Origin of the sequence: Methylosinus sp. C49 (assembly GCF_009936375.1) — a bacterium.
In the GTDB taxonomy this organism is placed as follows: domain Bacteria; phylum Pseudomonadota; class Alphaproteobacteria; order Rhizobiales; family Beijerinckiaceae; genus Methylosinus.
This window is the reverse complement of sequence record NZ_AP022332.1, coordinates 2,268,451-2,288,128: the sequence shown is the minus strand read 5'-3', so window position 1 is coordinate 2,288,128 and position 19,678 is coordinate 2,268,451. Positions and strand designations below refer to the sequence as shown.

Here is a 19,678-nt window from a genome sequence, read left to right as displayed (position 1 = left end):
GAGTCATGAGCAAATTCTTCGCATCGATCGAGCCGCAGCATCGCGACTTCATCGAGAAGCAGAGGCTCTTCTTCGTCGCCTCGGCTGCGTCCGCCTCGCGCGTGAATGTCTCGCCCAAGAGCGCCGACACGCTGCGCCTCCTCGATGAGCGCACGGCCGTCTATATCGACCGCACCGGCAGCGGCAATGAGACGGCAGCGCATATGCGCGCCGACGGCCGCCTCACCTTCATGTTCTGCGCGCTCGACGGCGCGCCGCTGATCCTGCGCCTCTATGGCCGCGGCCGGGCGCTGGCGCGCGGCGGCGAGGAATATGCGCGGCTGCTGCGCTCCGCCTTCGGCGGCGCGGAGCCGCCGGGCGCACGGCAAATGATCCTGCTCGATGTGGAATCGGCGCAGACCTCCTGCGGCTTCGCCGTGCCGCTGTATGATTACGCCGGCGAGCGCGACGGGCTCGATCGCTGGGCCGCCTCCAAGGGCGAAGAGGCGCTCGACGCCTATCGCCGCGAGAAAAACCAGCAGAGCATAGACGGACTGCCGACCGGCCTCTACGAAGAGGAAGAGCTGGGCGCATGAGACGGGCGCCGGCCCTGCTCCGCGCGGCCGGCGCGCGCCTGCTCGATATCGTCTATCCGCCCGTCTGCCTCGTCTGCCGCCGGGCGGTGGCGAGCCATGGCGCGCTCTGCCCGCGCTGCTGGGGCGAGATGGGCTTCATCGAGCAGCCCTATTGCGAGCGGCTGGGCACGCCCTTCGAGCGCGATTTCGGCCCCGGCATGATCTCGCTGGAGGCCGCCGCCGATCCGCCCGTCTTCACACGGGCGCGCGCGGTCGTGCGCTATGACAGCGACCGCGCCCGCAGCCTCGCCCACAGGCTGAAATATTACGATCGGCTGGAGCTCGCCGAGCCGCTCGGCCGCTGGATGGCGCGCGCCGGCGCCGAGCTTCTGTCCGACGCCGATCTGCTGGTTCCCATCCCGCTGCACCGAATGCGGCTGCTGTCGCGGCGCTTCAACCAATCGGCGGCGCTCGCCCATGTGATCGCGCGTGAAAGCGCCGTTCCAGTGGAGGCTCTGGCGCTCGAGCGCGTGAAGCCGACGCCGCCGCAAGTGGGGCTGACGCGCGGCCAGCGCTCGGCCAACATGCAGGGCGCCTTCCGCCTGCGCGAGGAGAAGAAGCCGGAGATCGAAGGCCGCAACATTGTGCTCATCGACGATGTGCTGACCTCTGGCGCGACGGCCAACGCCGCGGCCCGCGTCTTGCTGCGGGCGCGGGCGACGCGCGTCGACGTGCTGGTCTACGCCCGCGTCGTCGGCCAGAGCTGAAGCAAAGGCCTCCGTTGCAGCCATGCGCTGGAAGCGCTTATAAGAGCGCGCGAAAGGTCACGGAACCGTCATGCCGCAGATCGTCATCTACACCACGAGAACCTGCCCCTATTGCCGCGCCGCCAAGCAGCTGCTCGACGTGAAAGGCGCAGCCTATGAAGAGATTTCCGTCGACGGCGACGCGCAAAAGCGCGCCGAGATGAGCCGGCTGGCCGAAGGCCGGACAACGGTGCCGCAGATTTTCATCGACGGCCGGCCGATCGGCGGCTGCGACGATCTCTATGCTCTGGATGGGGCCGGCGAGCTCGATCCGCTGCTCGCCGCGGGCGAGCCGACGCCGTGATCCTCTACCGGCTGATCTGCTCGGAAGGACATGAATTCGAAAGCTGGTTTCGCGACAGCGAAGCCTATGACCAGCAGGCCGCGCAAGGCGCGGTCAGCTGCCCTTTCTGCCATTCGACGCAGGTCGCCAAGGCGATCATGGCGCCGAACGTGGCCCGCCGCTCGTCCCGAGCGCGTGAGGACGAGGCGGGCGTCCCCGCTCTGCTCGACGAGCGCCATGCGGCGCTGCGGGCGATGATCCAGGAGCTGCGCCAAAAGATCGTCGCTGGGACGGAAGACGTCGGCGACCGCTTCCCCGACGAGGCGCGGCGCATGCAGGACGGCGAGGCCGAGACGCGCGCCATCCGCGGGCGCGCCAGCTTCGAGGAAGCCAAGGCGCTGCTCGAGGAAGGCATAGAAATCCTGCCGCTCCCCGGCCCGCCCGAAGACAGCCACTGAGGCTCGACCTCTACGATTTATCGCGATGTCCTCGGCGGCGCCTCACGCGCTGAATTTCCCTCATATCACAATGAATAATACACATTTTCTCTTTGAGAACGCCGCTCTTATCCCTTTGAGCCGGGCTCCGCGAAAAACCGAGACGCGAAGCCGAGCTCGAGGAGAGAAGCATGAGTTTAACGACAGAAGCCGCCGGCAAGGCCGGCGCGACCGAAAGCGCCGACGTCGTCATCGTCGATCTGAAACCGATGTGGATCGCCGCCGCAGGGCTCGTCACCTTCTATCTGTTCATTCGCATCTATGAGCAGATTTACGGCTGGCGCGCCGGTCTCGATTCCTTCGCCCCGGAATTCCAGACCTATTGGCTGACGATGCTCTGGACCGAGATTCCGCTGGAGCTGATCACTGGCCTCGGCCTCGCCGGCTATCTATGGAAGACGCGCACGCGCGACATGGCCGCGCTGAGCACGCGCGAAGAATTGCGCCGCTGGGTGTGCCTCGCGCAATGGCTGGTCGTTTACGGCATAGCGATCTACTTCGGCGCGAGCTTCTTCACAGAGCAAGACGGCACTTGGCACATGACGGTGATCCGCGACACCGACTTCACGCCGAGCCATATCATCGAGTTCTATCTGAGCTATCCCATCTACTCGATCGTCGGCGTCGGCTCGTTCTTCTATGCAAAGACCCGGCTGCCCTATTTCTCCAAGGGCTATTCGCTGGCCTTTCTGATCCTGACGATCGGCCCGTTCATGATCATTCCGAATGTCGGGCTGAACGAGTGGGGCCACACATTCTGGTTCATGGAGGAGCTGTTCGTCGCTCCGCTGCATTGGGGCTTCGTGTTCTTCGGCTGGATGGCGCTCGCCGTGTTCGGCGTAACCGCGCAGATTCTGCTGAACATGAAACGTCTGCTCGGCGAAGAAGGCGTGAAGGCGATCATCGACTGACGCGCTCATCATGCAGGGCAAAGCCGCCGCCCCTCGCTCGAGGGGCGGCTCGCTCCAATTCGACAGGCGCTCTCACATCCTTATATGATCGGCTCTGTGTTGCGATGAATTCGACGGCTCGGCGCGCGCCGAAAAGCCCGAACGCAGCCGGAGGCCGACGTGCAAAATCGACAGATATTCGGCCTCTTCCTGCTCGCCGCCATGATCGGACTCGGCGCCCTCGTCATCAGCCCATTCTGGGCGCCGCTGGCCTGGGCCGCCATTCTCGTTCACGCGACCTATGGCGCCTATCAGCGCTGCCTTCGCCTCTGCGGACAAAGGCGCAACCTCGCCGCCACGGCCGCGACGATTCTGCTGATCGTCCTCATCGTCGTTCCGGTGTCGCTGCTGCTGGTCGATCTGCAGAGCGAGGCGGTCGCGGCCTATCGCGACATCTCGACCAAATATGCGGACGAGCCGCTGGTCCTGCCCAAGGGGATCACGCGCATTCCGATGATCGGCCCCACGCTGAACGAGCTCTTGAACAATCCCGAATTTCGCAAGCAGCAGCTCGACGAATGGACAGAGCCCTGGATGCGCCAGCTCGCCGGGGTCGTCGGCGCGGTCGGCCGCAGCATTGCGCAATTCGGCGTCATGGCGATCGCGCTGTTCTTCTTCTACCGCGACGGCGACCTGATGCTCGAACAGATCCGCGTCGGGCTCCGCAGAGTCGTGGGTGAAACGGCGGATCGATATTTCGCGGCCGTCGAAACCACATCGAAAGCGGTCGTGTCCGGGCTGCTCGTCAGCGCGATGGCGCAGGGCTTCATCGCCGGCGTCGGCTATGCGATCATCGGCGCCGGCCCGCCTGTTCTGCTCGGCGCGACGACCGCTCTGACCGCGCTCATCCCCTTCGTCGGAACATGGGCGGTCTGGGCGCCGCTCGGCGCCTGGCTTCTTCTCACCGATCAGGTCGGCGCAGGCCTCGGGCTGCTCGCCTGGGGCGCGTTCGTCGTCAATCCGACCGATAATATTCTCAAGCCTCTGCTCATCAGCAATGCGGCGGACATTCCGCTCATCGTCGTCTTTCTCGGCGTGATGGGCGGCCTGCTCGCCTTCGGCTTCGTCGGTCTGTTCCTCGGCCCGCTGATTCTCGCCGTGCTGCTCGCAATATGGCGGGAATGGCTGGGAGCCGACGTCGCCGAAGCCGGTCCTTGACCCTCGCGGAATTCACGCGCGACCATATTGAAGGCGTTCTCGACGATAGCCATGTCTGCGAGGGCTTACCGCATGTCGAGCTTCCGCTCGCGCTGGAGCGGCGAGGCCCTCAGCCGGAGAGCCGACCGATGACGAATGGTAAGGAAGCTGGACGAGACGCCGCCTCCGAGTCGAAGCACGATCCCGAAAGCGGCTGGCTCCAGCGGGTCGAGCACGATGTCGAGGAGATCGTGCAGGAGCCGCCGCCGGTGATGTTCCTGCATGTGCTGAAAATCGACCTTCCCTATATTGTGATGCTTCTGGCGGCCGTCCTCGGAATCGGCATGGCGACCTTCACCGGCGAGATGACGCCGATCTATTGGGAAATTTTAACGCCCCTCTACGCCGTCACCTGCATTCACATGGGCTGGCGCCAGACCGAGGATCGCGAGGCGAGAGTAAGGCTCGTCTGGACTCAGGCCGCGCATTGGCTGGCCGTTCTCGTCGCAATGTATGTGATCTATCTGCCGCGCGTGCAGGATGTGATGAACAACAACGCCGCCGGAATCACGCTGATGACCATTCTGGCCCTCGCCACCGTGCTCGCCGGCATACATGCCTCGACCTGGCAAATCTCCGCGGTCGGCCTCGTATTGGCGATCTCCATCCCGATCGTCGCCTGGATTCAGCAATCAGCGCTGATTCTGACGATCGTCTCCATCGTGCTCGTCTTCGTGCTCCTCGTCGGCGCCTCGCTGTGGTGGACAACGCATAAGGAGAAGGGCAAATTATCCGACGCGGCGGGCTGAGGCTCCGGCAAAGAGGCGCCGCGAGAGTACGACATCGAGACGACGCAGGACTCCTCGGCGACGCTGCCGAGGAGCAGCTCGAGGCGCGCTCTTCGCGCCGCGATCACCCTGGCGCCGCGCGCCGAATTCCACCTCCTCCAGTCGATGAGACGCCATTCACGCAATCGGCGCAGCCTCAACGAGGCGGAGATAGAAGAGCTCGCGACGAAAGATCGTCGCAATTGGAGCATGACATCCAGGACGAATCGCGAGCGGCGCCGGCTTCGCCATGGGCGGCGGAAGCCGAACGCGCTCCTATCTGCGCAATCCGCTCTGCGACATGCTCGCCGATCAGGCGGCGATCTCGTCCGTCATCGCTCGGCGATCTCGTCCGTCATCGCGCCGCTTGAAACTGGGTCAGCGCCGCTTCGGCGTGTCGAACCGCAACGGCGGCGCCGGGGCCGCCATGCGTCCCCCGCGCCGTTCTGATCGCCTTCTGAAGATGCCGGATTCCGGTCTCGACGTGCGGATTCGCTTTCGCCCTCTGCGCGGCCTTGGCGTGATCGAGCGCATTGGTGGCGTGCTCCACGAGAGATGCGGAATATCCGCTTCTACCCTCCTGGATCGCCTCTGTCGTTTCCCGAATCGTCTGCGTGAGATGTTCCGCCGCAAGAGAGGCATGTGGAACGACGAGCAGCGCGAGCCACAGCGCCGCAATGGCGATCGACGATCTGCGAGTGATCATCTCCGGTCCTTTCTGCAAGAGCCCGCCGCGCCCGAACGAATAACGCGCGTCGCCGCGTGAAACGCACACCGCCGCCGGAGAAAAGAATTGCGCGCCTCGACCCGCCTCCGGCTCGCTCGATCCCTCGCTCACGAACGCCGGGGGGAGACACGGCGTCAGCGGACCATGATTTCGACCATCGCCTCCATTCCCGGCGTCAGCACGAGATCGGGGTTCGACACGGTGACGATGATCTCGCCGCCGCCTCGCTCCGCCGGCGCGTCTGCGATCTGCGTCACCCTTCCTTCGAAGGCGCGATCGGGAAACGCCTCGACCTTCAAGGACACGACGTCGCCGACCTCGATACGCTCGGCGTCTGTCGCGCTCACCTCGACCGCGACGCGCATAGTCGCGAGATCGGCGGCGATCCGAAAGAGCGTCGCGCCGGCGTCGACCTCGCCGCCGACCTCCACATTGCGCGAGACGATCGCGCCATCGACCGGCGAGACGACCTCCGTGCTCGCGAGCGCGGTCTCCGCCGCGCCGAGCGCCGCTTTCCGTCGCGCGACCTCGGCCTCGCTCTGCGCCACGCGCGCCGTCGCGCGCTCGAGCGCGGCGCTGGGCGCGGCGATGGTGCGGCGTGAGGCCGCCCCACGCCCCGCCTCGCCTCGAGCGCGCTGCAGCGTGGTCTTCGCGCGCGCGAGATGATTTTCGTTTCGCTCGAGCCGCGCGGTCGCCTCCGCCAATTCGGCTGTCCGGCGAGCGACCATGGCGCGATAGGCGGCGGGGTCGATCTTCGCGCAGAGCTGGCCCGCCTTCACCTTGTCGCCGCGCGCGCAATAGACCGCTTCCGCGACGCCGGAGGCCCGCGCCAACATCGGCTCGGAGGTGAGCGCATCGACCACTCCTGTCGTATTCACGACGCCCGCGAAAGACGACGGCCTCTCGCGCAAGCCCCAATAGAGCAGCCCGGCCGCGATGGCGGCGATGGCGACCGCGCCGACCGCCCGCCGCCAGAACGGCCGCTCCCGATAGAGTGAGGTCGGCCTCGCCTCGCGCGCTCTCGACGGCGCCGTCGTCGTGACATCGCTGGCTGCAACTTGGCGGGCGCGGATTCGCCGCTGGATGAATTTCTCGAGCTCGAGCACGAGATAGAGTCCGACGCCGACGCCGATCGCAGCCGCACCCTCGAGCAGCGACATCGGACGCGTGTCGAACATCTTCTGCATGAACGGCGCATAGGTGAAGAGGATCTGAGCGATGGTGATCGCGACGACGCCGATGATGACTGCCGGCGCTTCGAGAAGCCCCGTCCAGGGGAAGGATGCGGCGAACGGCCGACGAATGCTGAAGAGATAGAAAATTCCCATTATGACGATCGCGTTGACGACGATAGTGCGCGCCTCCTCGGTCGGCAGGCCGCGTTCCTCGGCCCAAAAGAACAGGCCGAATGCGCCGACGACATACAGAAGCGAGACGAGGACGACGCGCCAGATCAAAAAGCCGGACAGCACGGGCTCGTTCGCCGCGCGCGGCGATCTGCGCATCACATCCGGCTCCGTCGGCTCGAAGGCGAGCGTCAATCCCAGGCCGACCGCGGTCACCATATTGATCCAGAGAATTTGCAACGGCGTCATCGGCAGGGTGAACCCGACGAGAATCGCTCCGATGATCGCCAACGCCTCGCCGCCATTGGTCGGCAGCGTCCAGCCGATGACCTTCTTCAAATTGTCGTAGACCGTGCGTCCCTCGCCGACGGCGGCGACAATCGACGCGAAATTATCGTCGGCGAGCACCATTTCGGCCGCCTCTTTCGCCGCCTCCGTGCCCTTGCGTCCCATCGCCACGCCGACATCGGCCCGCTTCAGCGCCGGCGCGTCATTGACTCCGTCGCCCGTCATGGCGACGACATGGCCCTGCGACTGCAGAGCCTCGACCAGCCGCAGCTTGTGCTCGGGCGTGGTGCGCGCGAACACCGTCGTCTCGCGGGCCACGCGCTCGAACGCCTCGCCGCTCAGCTCCGAAAGCCGCTCTCCCGTCACCACCGCATCATGATGGGAGAGGCCGACGCGCTGCGCGATAGCGCTCGCGGTCGCCGCATGATCGCCGGTGATCATCTTCACGCCGACGCCGGCGCTCGCGCACTCCTCGATCGCCGCGATCGCCTCGACGCGCGGCGGATCGATCAAGCCGATGACGCCGAGCAGGCTCAGCCCGCTCTCGACATCGGCCGCGGCGATCTCGTCCATATCCGCCGCGTCCTTCGCCGCCAGCGCGATCACGCGCTGCCCTTCCCGCGCGAGGGATTCGACCGTGGCCGACCAATAGGATTTATCGAGGGGCTCAGTCCCTCGCGGCCCTTGCTGAGAGGCGCACATCTCGAGCACGCGCTCGGGCGCGCCCTTCACATAGGCCACGGCTTCGTTCTCATCGCCTCGATGCAGCGTCGCCATGAAACGACGCCGCGAGTCGAAAGGAATTTCGTCCACGCGCGCGAACCACTCGCGCGTCGCGTCGATCTCATGGCCCGCTTTCGCCGCGAAGCAGACGAGCGCTCCTTCCATCGGATCGCCGTCGACGATCCAATTGGCGCCGCTCCGCCGAACGGCGGCGTCGTTGCACAACAGCGCCGCCAGCGCCAGCTTTCGCATCACCGGGTCTTCCGCCGCGTCGAATGCTCGCCCCTCGCGCAGCAGCGCGCCTTTCGGCTCATATCCCACGCCTGTCGCCTCGACCGCGCCCGCCGACGTCACCGCGGTCTGCGCGATCATCTCGTTGCGCGTCAGCGTGCCGGTTTTGTCCGAGCAGATGACGGAGACAGATCCCAGCGTCTCGACTGCCGGCAGCCGGCGAATGATGGCGTTGCGCGCCGCCATCCTTTGCACGCCTATGGCGAGGGTGATCGTCATCACCGCGGGCAAGCCCTCTGGAATAGCCGCCACCGCGAGCCCGACCACGGTCATGAAGGCTTCTGTCCAGGGATAGGAGCGTATTCCGGTCGCGAATGCGAAGACGACAGCGGAGACCGACAAAATCACGATCGTCAGCTGGCGAGCGAAACGGCTCATCTGCCGCACCAGAGGCGTCGTCAGCGGCTCGACCGCGCCCAGTAGGGCGCTGATGCGCCCGAGCTCCGTCGACAAACCCGTCGCCGCCACGACGCCTATGCCCTGCCCCGCGACGACGAAAGTGCCGGAATAGGCCATGGACGCGCGATCGCCGAGCGCCGCGGCGGCGTCGACGGGCGCAATGCCCTTCTCGACGGCGACCGACTCGCCGGTGAGGACCGCTTCCTCGATCTTCAGATTGCGCGCGCGAACGAGCCGCAGATCCGCCGGCACGCGGTCCCCCGCCTCCAGCAGCACGATATCGCCGGGAACGACACGATCCGCTCGCACAGTCACGCGATGGCCGCCGCGCAGAACGGAAGCGCTGGGCTCGATCATGCCCTTGATGGCGTCGAGCGCTTTCTCCGCGCGTCCCTCCTGAATGAAGCCGATGATCGCATTGAGCGCGACGACGAGCAGGATGACGGCCGCATCCACGAAATGGGCGAGCAGAGCCGCCAGCACGGCCGCCGCCAGCAGAATATAGATGAGCAGATCATGGAATTGCGAGAGCAGACGGCGGAGCGCGCCGCGCGGCTTTGCCGTCGGCAGCGAATTCGGTCCATAGGCGACGAGACGCAGGTCGGCCTCCGCAGGCGCCAGCCCGTTCCGATCCGTCGAGAAGCTTTCGAGGACCTCCTCGACCGCGAGCGAATGCCACGGTCGCGCCTCGGCGCCGGGCGCGGAAGGCCCCCTGCCCCGCTGAACAGCCCCCGCCTCCGCGGCAGGCTCCACAGGCTCTGTCATGAGAGTGCCGCCTTTCGCAGCGGGCCGTCCCGACGCCCACGCGCTCACGCCCGAGGACGCGCTTCCGGGTGAAAGCACGATCCGACTCGGACTTTAAATATGGCGCCGATGCGAACTTGGAGTGGCGATCGTCATTCTGGGCCGCGGCGATCGTCCGCGCGCAGCGCTCCCGAGCGCTCGAGGCGTCTCCGCCCATGCACATCGCCCGAGCCCAGAACTCGGTCGCCGAGCCGACTTATCGTGAACTACCGGGAGATTTCGTAGGCGGGAGTGGCGCCCGGCGTCGCAAATGTCATATGATGATTTGATATTTAAAAGATAATTGTCAGTGAAAATCCCGAGGCCAACAACAAGGCCAACAGCCCATTTGCTGTTGAAAACAGCACCACTGGCGGCAACCTCCGCGATGATGTCCCCCAGGCGAAGCCGTCTGTGACTCGCCTTGGGCGCATCGTGATCGCTGTCGCCTAGCACGCCGTGACCGTGCGCCTTCCATGCTCGCCGATAGACGACGCGCCTTACGCTCCGCCATCGCGTAAATGCCGGCCGCCTTATTCTCCCGGCTGAAAGCTCAGCTTGAAGGTCGCGCCGCCGCCGGGCGTCTCTTCGACGCAGATGCGGCCGCGGAGCTTGGTGATCAGCTCCTTGGCGATGGCGAGGCCGAGCCCCGAGCCGGGCGTCGCCTCGCTCTTGCGCCAGAAGGGCTCGAAGATCGTCTCGCGGTGGCCGGGCGCGACGCCTTCCCCATGGTCGATCACTTCCACCTCGCCTTCGGGACGCAGCCGGACGAGCACGGTTCCGCCGGGCGGCTCCGCCTTCAAAGCGTTGCCGATGAGATTGGCGACGACGGATTCGATCGCGCGTCGATTTCCGCGCACGATGGTCGCGCGTTCCTCGCCCTCGACGGCGATTCCGCGCTCCGAGCGTCGCGCGAGCGGAGAATGATCTGCGACGATCTGACAAACGGTCTCGGAGAGATCGACGTCCTCGTCGATCGTCACCTGATTTTCCGAAATGCGCGCGGCGATCAGCAGCTGCTCCACCGTGGCGTGGAGACGGCTGGCGTCGCGAAGCAGATCGTTCTTCAGTGGCGAAGGCTCCTCGTTCTCGAGCCGCGCGCGCATGACGGCGAGCGGCGTGCGCAGCTCATGCGCCGTGTTGGCGGTGAATCGGCGCATGCGCGCGACGCTACCGTCGAGCCGCGCGAGAGCGCCGTTCATCGCCGCGATGATCGGCCGGATCTCGGTCGGCACGCCCGTCGCGACGATGCCCTGCCCCATCGAATCGAGATCGATCCGCTCGGCCGCCTTCGCCGCCCGCCGCAGCGAGCCGAGAGCCTGCCGAAGCCCGAGAAACACTATCGAGCAGGAAGCCAACCAGCCGACGAGAAAGGCGACCGTCTCGTAGAACTTGTCCCGAATGACGAAGTGGACGACGTCCAGCCAATGAAATCGGAATCCGCTCGCCGCGATATAGACGGGTCCGCTTCGTGTCTGCATCAAGGTCACGACGCCCCATTTTCCAGCGTCGGGACCTTTCTCCGTATGAAAGCGAAAAACGCGCGCGTCGGCTTCCTTCGCGGCGACGAGCTTCGAATGAAGCTCGGGAGAGGAGCCGGGCGCGAGCTCGGTCGAACGCGCCGCCATTGCCGCATAGCGCACATCTTCGTCCTGATCGGCCCTGAGCTTCAATCTTTCGGTGGGCGCCAGACGGACCGCTCCTTCTGGAGATGTTTCGAGCGACTCGGCGACCAGATCCTGAATATGAAAATAGGTGTAGATCTCCAGCATCGCGTCCGCCCCGCCATAGCGCTCCGCGACCGAGGCGAGATAGGCGACGACGGGCCAGGGAAGGAATGCGCCGACGAGCTGCGCGAAGAGCAGATAGACGATCAGCCGCGTCGTGAGCGATTGCATTTTCTTCACGGCGTCCTACTCACGAGAGCCGTTTGGCGATCATGTAGCCGACGCCGCGCGTCGTGTGAATCTCGACGCCGGCGCTTTCCTCGTCGAGACGCGCGCGCAGCCGCGAGACGAGGATGGTCAGAGCCTGCGGCTGAATCTCTTCGTCGGCGCTGTAGATTTCGCAGATGAGCGTGTCTCGTCTGACGACGCGTTCCGCCCGCCGCACCAGCGCTTCGAGCAGCGCGCGTTCTCGCCGGTGCAGCAGAATCGCGCGACCTTCGACCAGAGCGGTGCGAGACTCGAGATCGAAGGAAAGAGAGCCGACGGCGATCAGAGGCGAGCGAACCTCCTCGCTTCGCCGACTGATCGCCCGGATACGCGCCATCAGCTCGTCGAGACTGAACGGCTTGACGAGATAATCGTCGGCGCCGGCGTCCAGCCCCTCGATGCGGTCGTCCAGCGTGTCGAGCGCCGTCATCATCAATATGCGGCTGCCCGGCCGCTTCGCCTGTATCCAGGAAACGAGCGACAGGCCGTCGCCGTCGGGAAGCCGCCGGTCGAGCAGAGCGATCGAATAGGGCTGCGTCTCGATGAGCGCCCTGGCGTCGGACAGAGTGCCGACCGCGTCCACGGAATAGCCCGCCCGGTCGACGCGCTTGACGATCTGCGCCGCCAAGTCGGTCTGATCTTCCACCACAAGAATTCGCATGGGCGCCGCTCCCGTGTCGATCCGAATGAGGTTCGGCGGAGAGCCTAGACTCGAAGAATGCATGTGGCAAATCTGCAACATGGCGACCTTTTCCGCCGGCGCGCGCTCGCGAAAGATTTCTGAAATATAGGATCGCCCAAGAGTCTCCCCGGACCACGCGCTCGCTCGAGAGCGCGATGTGAGGAGCGGCGGATGCGGCGCGGCGGCCAAAGGGGAGTTTGCGTCACGACATGGCTCGCCCATGTCGTAGGCTGCCTCCTCCTGCTATCGATCGCCGTCGGCATTCTCGTCGAGAGAGCCGAATTCGCGACGAAAGCGGAGGGCTTCGACCTCGTGACGCCGGACGAGCTCTGCTCGCCTCGAGCGAGCGACGGCGCGCCCGCCGGCCCTGCCGAGCATCATCGCAATTGCGCCGTCTGCCTCGGCTGCGATCGAGGAGACGCTCCGACGCAGGCCTTTGCAGAGGCGTCCGTCGCCGTCTTCCCCACGCGGGCGATCTCCGGCGGCCTTCGCGAGCCGCGTCCCGCAGGCCCTTCGAGATGGGCGCGACCCTGGTCGTCCCGCGCGCCGCCGCACGCCTGACCGACTGCAAGCGTGAGGCCCGTCCGGCCTCTTCTCCATCCGCTTCAGACGGCGCTGCGCGTCGCACCATCAGGGGTCTCACATGTTTCGCTCGGCACTGCTGCGCGGCGTTTCCGCCGGCGCGCTCGCTCTCGTTCTTTCATCCGCTCTCGTATCCTCTCTCGCCATCGCGCAGGAATCGCTGCCGACCATCGACATCGCGGGCGAAGCGCCCGCGCGCGCCAAAGCGAGCGGAGAGAGGTCGACGACACAGAACGGCGCGGGCGGGCGCTTCACAGGCTACACCGTGGACATGAACACGGCGGCCGTCGCAGGAAAGGATCGGACGTCGATCCTGAAGACCCCATTCAACATTCAGGTCGTGCCGCGCCAAGCGATGGATGATCAACAGGCCATCTCGGTCAAGGACGCGATCGTCGGCAATGTCAGCAGCGTGCGCCCGGCCAGCGGCAATTTCGGAAGCAATTATCAGCAGTTTCTGATCCGGGGGATCGACAATACGAATGTCTACAGGAACAATTTGCGGCAATATCTGAACACCAGCCTGGAGACGGAAAATCTTCAGTCGATCGAAGTATTGAAAGGGCCTGCGGCGATGCTCTTCGGCAGGCTGGAGCCGGGCGGCGTCGTCAATCTCGTGGTCAAGCGGCCGCTCGAGACGCCCTATGTCTCCATTCAGGAGCAGTTCGGATCCTGGAGCACGACCAGAACGACGCTCGACGCCACGGGGCCTCTCACGGAGGACAAGACCTGGCTCTACAGGGTCAATCTCGAATTTTCCCGCAACGAGCACGTCCAGAAATATCGCACCGACCAAAACGCCTTTGTCGGACCGACGATCACCTATCAACCGATCGAGCAATTCCGATTCAATCTCGATCTCGAATATCAGAACCACATCTTCGGCCCCGACCGCCCCATCCCGGCGGTGGGGACGAGGCCGGCCTCGCTGCCGAGGAGCTTCAGCCCCGCCAATCCGGGGCTCGAGCTCGCCAATCCGTCGCGCGAGGAACGACGCAGCATCGGCTATGACTGGACCTATGATCTTTCCAATGATTGGCGCGTGACCAACCGCTTCTATTATACGAATGCGCTCCTGACGCTTCGGCAAACCGGTATTTCCGCTCTCAACGAGACGACCGGGGTCGCGACCCGGAACGTCTACGACAATGGCGACCGCGTCCTGACCACGCTCTCCACCAATCTCGACGTGAACGGCAAATTTTCGATCGGCCCATTCGACAACGCCGTCCTATTGGGCGCCGACTACTATGACTTTCATCAACGTGGGTCGAATTTCTCAGGAGCGTCTCCTTTCGCTCCGCAGATCAACATCTATTACCCCATCGAGCCGCTGCAATATTATGTGAAGCTGCCGGACAATAATTTCTTCAAGACCGTCTTCGTCTGGAAAGGCGTCTATGGGCAGGACGTCATCTCCTTTTTCGACGACAAGGTGCATGTGCTGCTGGGAGGGCGCTACGACTGGGCCGAGAACGGGACCGGAAATAGCGCGATTTCCGACGAAGAGGCGCGCGGAGTCTATAATCCCGCGACGTCGCGAGGATTTCGCACCGCCTATGACGAGGCGTTCAGCCCGCGTGTGGGCCTGCTGATCCAACCCCTGCTCTGGCTCTCCTTCTATGGCAATTTCAGTCGTTCCTTCGGCGCGACGAATGCGCTCCCTGTTCCAGGGCAGCCGCTGTTCGCGCCGCAGATCGGCACGCAATTCGAAGGCGGCGTCAAGGCGGCGGTCTTGGATGGCGCGCTGACGGCGACCTTGGCCTATTACGATATCACGAAATCCAATATCACCGTCTCTGTTCCCGGCACGCCCTATGCGGTTCCGATCGGCACGGTCCGCAGCGAAGGCTTCGAATTCGACCTCGCCGGCCGTCTCGACGAGCATTGGAGCGTGATCGCGAATTACAGTCACGACGAGGCGCGCATCACCAAGGACAGCACGGCGACTGGCGGTTCCGGAACCACCGGCAATCGGATGACGAATGTGCCGCGCAACGCCGGAAATCTCTGGCTCAAATATGACGCCGACGGCGAATTCGAAGGTCTCAGCCTCGGCGGCGGGTTCAATTACGTCGGTCATCGACAAGGCGACGCGCAGAATAGCTTTCAGCTTCCCGCCTACACGCTCGTGAACGCGATGGTCATGTATCGTTTCCAGCCGAGCGCGCTGCCTTGGGTGAAGAATCTGACGGCGCAGGTCAACGTCCGGAATCTTCTCGACACGACCTATTTCCCGAACTCCGCCGGACGGCTATTCACATATCCCGGCGACGGACGTACGATCCTCGGATCGTTGCGTGTGGAATTCTAGAAAACGAGAGGAAGAGATGCGGCAAATCTCGACCGAGCTACGGCCCCTTTCCACCGGCGCGGATGAGGCGCCGGCCAATTCGGCGCGAAGCGCCGCCGATACACGGACGCGCGCCGACGCGCGTCGCCTCTTCGTCTGGCTCCACCGCTGGGTCGGCCTCGTCACGGCGGGCTTTCTGATCCTGGTTGGACTGACCGGGGCGTTGCTCGCCTTCTATGGGGAGCTGAGCCATTGGATCGCGCCGGAGGCCTATCCGGGACTGCATGGCGAGACGCTTCCGCCCGCCGCCCTCGCGAGGCGCGCGGAGAGCCTCGTTCCGCAGGCGCGCGCGGTCGCCGTCTATCTCGGCGGCGAATCCGGCGCGGCCCGCGTCACCATGCAGGCGGCGCCGGGCGCCGAGCCGCTCGGCTTCGGCGCGGTGATGCTCGACGCGGTGACGGGGGAGGATCTCGGCCGTCGCGGCCGTCTCGGCGCGCTTCCCACCCGAGCCGCCGACATCATGCCTTTCATCTATAGCTTGCACTATCAATTGGCGATGGATTCGACCGGCGCCTGGATCCTCGGAATCGTCGCGCTCTTATGGACGATCGATTGCTTCGTCGCCTTCTATCTGACGCTGCCGCGCGCGAGCCCCGGCAATTCGCGCGGCTATTTCACGCGCTGGAAGCCGGCCTTTCTCGTCAAGCTCTCCGGCTCCTTCTATCGCATCAATTTCGATCTCCATCGCGCCGGCGGATTGTGGCTGTGGGCGATGCTGCTCGTCTTCGCCTGGTCCAGTGTCTTCTTCAATTTGAACAGCGTCTACACCGGCGTGACGAAGCTGGTCTTCGACTATGCGCCGCCGCCCTGGCAATGGCCCGCGCAGCCGCCGCGCGAGGACGCGAGCAAAATGCTCGAATGGGAGGAGGCGCAGGCCGTCGGCGAGCGGCTGATGGCCGAGCAGGCGCGAGAGCGTGGCTTTTCCATCGAGCGAGCCGATGCGCTCTACTTCAAGCCGGCCAAGGGCCTCATTCAATATCGCGTGCGATCGAGCCTGGATATCGGCGAACGCACCGCGACGACTTCCGTTCTCTTCGACGCCTATACGGGCGAGCTGGTGACGTTGAGCCTGCCGTCGGGGCTGCGCAGCGGCGACACTGTCACCAATTGGCTCGCCGCCCTGCATATGGCGCGCGTCTTCGGCCTGCCCTATCGCATCTTCGTCTGCGTCCTGGGGCTCGCCATCACGATGCTCTCCGTGACGGGAGTCTATATCTGGTGGAAGAAGAGGTCCGCGGCAAAATCGTCGTCTTCCAACCAGCGCAAGCCCGACCCGAGCGAGCCATAGTGCGCGCTCGGCATCCGACGCGGATGAAGATCGGAGACGTTGCAAAGAGGACCGGGGCGAGCGTGCGCTCCATCCGTGAGTCGCCCGGTCAAAGCGTCGGCCGCCCGATTGCTCGACGGCGCGATCCTCAGGCCAAACCTTTCCAAGGGTTTATGGCTCGGCGCGACGATCGCCGGGCATCTGATCTCCGGCGAGGTTCTGCGTAGCCGCTACGGTCTTTCCACCGGCGTCATCGGCCTTTCGGTCGCAGCCTTCGGTTTCGGGCTCGCCGCAGGCAACCTAGCCGTCGGGCGGCTGACCGCCTCGGCTGGGCGGCCCGAGACTGTGCTGGTTTTCGCCATCGGCCTCATCTTCTTTGCGCAGAGCGCGTTCCTGGCGAAAGAGTCGAGCCATGTATCGGCAATTATCCTTCTGGCTCTTCGGGGATTTGCCTCGAGCCTCGCCGCCCCGGCCAACACCGCCGTTCAAGCGAGCCGAGCTGGGTCTGACGCGGGCTTCGTATTGGCGTCATCGGAATCGACGAACAATGGCGCCCTTCTCGTTCTGGCGCCAGTCGTCGCGACCTGGATCGGACGGGCCGACACCGTCAACGCGGCGATCCTGCTCGGCGCCTGCACGCTCGCGGCGCTCGGCGTAAATCTCCTCGATCGGCAATCGCTCCCGAAAATCCTTCCCGGCGAGACTGCCTAGCATTATTCGGCGCGCCGCGTTTCGATTGCGCGATGGCGCTGGTGTTCCAGGAGGACGCGCAATTGCTTCCCTGGCGGCGTCAAGGCCAATAAGACGATTGGGCGCATCTGCGCGCAGGACGCGCCACTGATGGACGCGTCTTTCTCCGCGCTCGACACGCCGACCCGCAGCGTTTGCAGGACGATCTGCAAGACGATCTGCAAGACGATCGGGCGAGGTCCACGCCAGCCGTCACGATCGAGGTCACGCGTCTGAGATGACGCGCTAATCCACGCTTGCGCAATATCGCCTCGATCATCGAGATCAAGCTGGGTATCGACTGACGGATCTCCTACGCGTGGAGAAGCCGCCTCGAGTCGAGCCAGCCGTGGCGTGAGCGACGCGAAGTCGCCTCGCACCGTCTCGAGGCACGTTTGTTGACTTTGTCTAGTATTTTAGTCAACATATAAGCCGCCGTGAAATCCCGACTGCCTTTCACGTCCAGCAAAATGCCGGACAAAGGCAAAGTATTGACGCATCGAGGCGCCGAGCATGTTCAGCCCCTCTTCCTTCTCGGTGGTCGTCACCGACAAGAAAAGGACCGGAATCGAGACCGTTTCCGGAGTGACGCCCGGAGCGACGAGCCGGGCTTCGGCCATGGTGTTCGAGGATCCTGTCTCCTTGCGGCTCAAAGCCGATCTGCATCGGGTCGCGCCGAGCGAAGCAACCGTTTTGATCATCGGTGAGACGGGCACCGGAAAGGAGCTGGTCGCTCGCTACATTCACGCCCATAGCGCGCGCAAGGACGGCCCCTTCCTCGCGGTCAATTGCGGCGCTTTCAGCGAGACGCTGGTCGAGGCGGAGCTGTTCGGCCATGAAAAGGGCGCGTTCACTGGCGCCGCGAGAAGCGAGACCGGCTGGTTCGAGGCCGCCCATGGCGGGACGCTGCTGCTCGACGAGATCGGCGATCTTCCCCCCGCCATGCAGGTGAAGCTGCTGCGCGTCTTGCAGGAGCGCGAGATCGTGCGCGTCGGCTCGCGTAAGGCGCGGCCGATCGATGTGCGGCTGATCGCCGCCACCAATGTGAATCTCGAGGCGGCGGTGGCCGCCAGGAGCTTCCGCAAGGACCTCTTCTATCGCCTCGCCATAGCGACCGTGAATCTCGCGCCGCTGCGCGCGAGACGCGGCGACATCGAGCCGCTCGCCAATTATTTTCTGCGCCTCTATGGCGCGAAGCTCGGCCGCCCGATGCCCGTGCTCGCGCCCGAAGCCCTCGCGAAGCTGACCGCCTATCATTGGCCCGGCAATATTCGCGAGCTGGAGAATGTGCTGCACAATGCGCTGCTGCTGACGCCGGAGACGCACATAAGCGATGTGCCGATCGTCGAGACGTTCGACGCGCCGCATGCGGAAGAGGTCGCCGATTTCGAGACGCGCCTGCGCGGCCTGCTCGAAACCGCGATCACGCAGGGCGAGAAGAACCTTTTCGACCGCGTGACCCGTGCTCTCGTCTCGGTCGCTCTCGATCTCGAGCGCGGCAATCAGGTCCACACCGCCGATCGGCTCGGCATGAGCCGCAACGAGCTACGCACCCATCTCGGCCATATGGGCGTCATTGCTCCACGCAAGAAGAGCCGGCCGGAGAAATCGCGAGACCAGAAGCGGACGCCCGCGCGAAGCGCGCCCAATGTCGTCCGGCTGGGCTTTCAGAAATTCGGCACGCTCGCGGCCTTGCAGGCGCTCGGCTCGCTCGACGAGCATCTTCGACCCTTCGGCTATCGCGCCGAATGGCGGGAGTTCAGCGCCGGGCCTGCTGTTCTCGACGCGATCGGCCGCGGCGAGATCGACATCGGCGTCACCGGCGAGGCCGCGCCGGTCTTCGCGCTCGCAATGGGCGTTCCCTTCTTCTATGTCGGCTATGAATCGCCAGCCCCGACCGATGTCGCCCTCGTCGTCGTCGATCCGCGTCTCCGCTCGATCGACGATCTGAGAGGCAAGCGCGTCGCCTTCAGCCGATGGTCGAACGCCGATCATTTTCTCACGACCGCGCTCAACATCCGCGGTCTGTCGCGCGATGACATCGAGCCGGTCTATGTCCCTCCGACGCTCGATCTGCTCGAGGATTTGCGTGACGGCGCGATCGACGCATGGGCGATTTGGGAGCCGCTCCTGAGCGCCGCCCGCATGGGAAGCAAGGCTCACGTTCTCCTCGATGGCTCAGGCTTCGTCGAGAACCATCAATTCTATGTCGCGCGCCGACACTTCGCTTGCGGCCAGCCGCAGATCGTAAACGCGATCCTCGCCGAAATCCGCGCGCTCGGCGAGACGCCGCGCGAGCGCGCCGAAGCCGAGCTCGGCGCCGTCGCGCGATGCCTGCATCTGGATCGGCAGGTGGCGCGACATTATCTGCACCGGCTCGACTTCGAGCCCAAGCCGCTCGATTTCCATGTCATCGGCCAGCAGCAATCGATCGCCGACGGCTATTTCGCCGCGGGCCAACTGCCCGCTCGCGTCTCGATAGAAGGCGCCGTTTGGCGAGGCGCTTGACGGCGCCACGCG

17 protein-coding genes are annotated in these 19,678 nt (G+C 64.8%); 12 read left to right on the top strand and 5 right to left on the bottom strand.

Going from position 1 to position 19,678, the window contains the following annotated elements:
- Positions 1 to 5: 5 nt before the first annotated feature.
- From GYH34_RS10830 to GYH34_RS10800, 7 genes are all read left to right on the top strand, one after another.
- Positions 6 to 575: a pyridoxamine 5'-phosphate oxidase family protein gene (locus GYH34_RS10830; protein ID WP_161913586.1), complete on the top strand. Its 570-nt coding sequence runs from the start codon at positions 6 to 8 to the stop codon at positions 573 to 575.
- Positions 572 to 1,321, top strand: coding sequence for a ComF family protein (locus GYH34_RS10825; RefSeq protein WP_161913585.1), 750 nt, complete (start codon positions 572 to 574; stop codon positions 1,319 to 1,321). Before GYH34_RS10830 ends, GYH34_RS10825 begins: the two co-directional genes overlap by 4 nt.
- A gap of 70 nt (positions 1,322 to 1,391) precedes the next feature.
- The gene (gene grxC / locus GYH34_RS10820) at positions 1,392 to 1,664 is read left to right on the top strand and encodes a glutaredoxin 3 (RefSeq protein WP_161913584.1); all 273 of its coding nucleotides are present in this window, start codon (positions 1,392 to 1,394) and stop codon (positions 1,662 to 1,664) included.
- Entirely contained in the window at positions 1,661 to 2,101 is a 441-nt protein-coding gene (locus tag GYH34_RS10815; protein WP_161913583.1) for a DUF1178 family protein, read from the top strand. The genes grxC and GYH34_RS10815 overlap by 4 nt, the downstream gene beginning before the upstream one ends.
- A 170-nt stretch (positions 2,102 to 2,271) precedes the next feature.
- Positions 2,272 to 3,051, top strand: coding sequence for a bacterial ammonia monooxygenase, subunit AmoC (gene amoC / locus GYH34_RS10810; RefSeq protein WP_161913582.1), 780 nt, complete (start codon positions 2,272 to 2,274; stop codon positions 3,049 to 3,051).
- Positions 3,052 to 3,210: 159 nt separating this feature from the next.
- Entirely contained in the window at positions 3,211 to 4,248 is a 1,038-nt protein-coding gene (locus GYH34_RS10805; protein ID WP_161913581.1) for an AI-2E family transporter, read from the top strand.
- Between the two features lie 128 nt (positions 4,249 to 4,376).
- Entirely contained in the window at positions 4,377 to 5,036 is a 660-nt protein-coding gene (locus GYH34_RS10800; RefSeq protein WP_161913580.1) for a hypothetical protein, read from the top strand.
- Positions 5,037 to 5,409: 373 nt separating this feature from the next.
- Here GYH34_RS10800 and smbP read toward each other — a convergent pair whose 3' ends face one another.
- The 4 genes from smbP to GYH34_RS10780 form a co-directional block, all read right to left on the bottom strand.
- Positions 5,410 to 5,760 (bottom strand): small metal-binding protein SmbP, encoded by a 351-nt coding sequence (gene smbP / locus GYH34_RS10795; protein WP_161913579.1) that lies wholly within the window; start codon positions 5,758 to 5,760, stop codon positions 5,410 to 5,412.
- A gap of 155 nt (positions 5,761 to 5,915) precedes the next feature.
- A complete protein-coding gene (locus tag GYH34_RS10790) occupies positions 5,916 to 9,593 on the bottom strand; it encodes an HAD-IC family P-type ATPase (RefSeq protein ID WP_161913578.1) in 3,678 nt (1,225 codons plus the stop codon).
- 551 nt (positions 9,594 to 10,144) lie between these two features.
- Complete coding sequence (locus tag GYH34_RS10785; RefSeq protein WP_161913577.1) at positions 10,145 to 11,509, bottom strand: HAMP domain-containing sensor histidine kinase; 1,365 nt, start codon at positions 11,507 to 11,509, stop codon at positions 10,145 to 10,147.
- 19 nt (positions 11,510 to 11,528) lie between these two features.
- On the bottom strand, positions 11,529 to 12,206 hold the full coding sequence (locus GYH34_RS10780; RefSeq protein WP_161913576.1) for a response regulator transcription factor: 678 nt from the start codon (positions 12,204 to 12,206) through the stop codon (positions 11,529 to 11,531).
- Between the two features lie 192 nt (positions 12,207 to 12,398).
- Here GYH34_RS10780 and GYH34_RS10775 point away from each other — a divergent pair, with 192 nt between their 5' ends.
- The 4 genes from GYH34_RS10775 to GYH34_RS10760 all read left to right on the top strand — a co-directional run bounded on the left by GYH34_RS10775 (position 12,399) and on the right by GYH34_RS10760 (position 17,140).
- Entirely contained in the window at positions 12,399 to 12,788 is a 390-nt protein-coding gene (locus GYH34_RS10775) for a hypothetical protein (RefSeq protein WP_161913575.1), read from the top strand.
- A gap of 82 nt (positions 12,789 to 12,870) precedes the next feature.
- Positions 12,871 to 15,123: a TonB-dependent siderophore receptor gene (locus GYH34_RS10770; RefSeq protein ID WP_161913574.1), complete on the top strand. Its 2,253-nt coding sequence runs from the start codon at positions 12,871 to 12,873 to the stop codon at positions 15,121 to 15,123.
- Between the two features lie 16 nt (positions 15,124 to 15,139).
- Positions 15,140 to 16,450: a PepSY-associated TM helix domain-containing protein gene (locus GYH34_RS10765; RefSeq protein ID WP_161913573.1), complete on the top strand. Its 1,311-nt coding sequence runs from the start codon at positions 15,140 to 15,142 to the stop codon at positions 16,448 to 16,450.
- 75 nt (positions 16,451 to 16,525) lie between these two features.
- Positions 16,526 to 17,140 (top strand): MFS transporter, encoded by a 615-nt coding sequence (locus tag GYH34_RS10760; protein WP_161913572.1) that lies wholly within the window; start codon positions 16,526 to 16,528, stop codon positions 17,138 to 17,140.
- Between the two features lie 2 nt (positions 17,141 to 17,142).
- Here GYH34_RS10760 and GYH34_RS10755 read toward each other — a convergent pair whose 3' ends face one another.
- The gene (locus GYH34_RS10755) at positions 17,143 to 17,343 is read right to left on the bottom strand and encodes a hypothetical protein (RefSeq protein WP_161913571.1); all 201 of its coding nucleotides are present in this window, start codon (positions 17,341 to 17,343) and stop codon (positions 17,143 to 17,145) included.
- 328 nt (positions 17,344 to 17,671) lie between these two features.
- Here GYH34_RS10755 and GYH34_RS10750 point away from each other — a divergent pair, with 328 nt between their 5' ends.
- Positions 17,672 to 19,666 (top strand): sigma 54-interacting transcriptional regulator, encoded by a 1,995-nt coding sequence (locus GYH34_RS10750; protein ID WP_161913570.1) that lies wholly within the window; start codon positions 17,672 to 17,674, stop codon positions 19,664 to 19,666.
- Positions 19,667 to 19,678 lie beyond the last annotated feature (12 nt).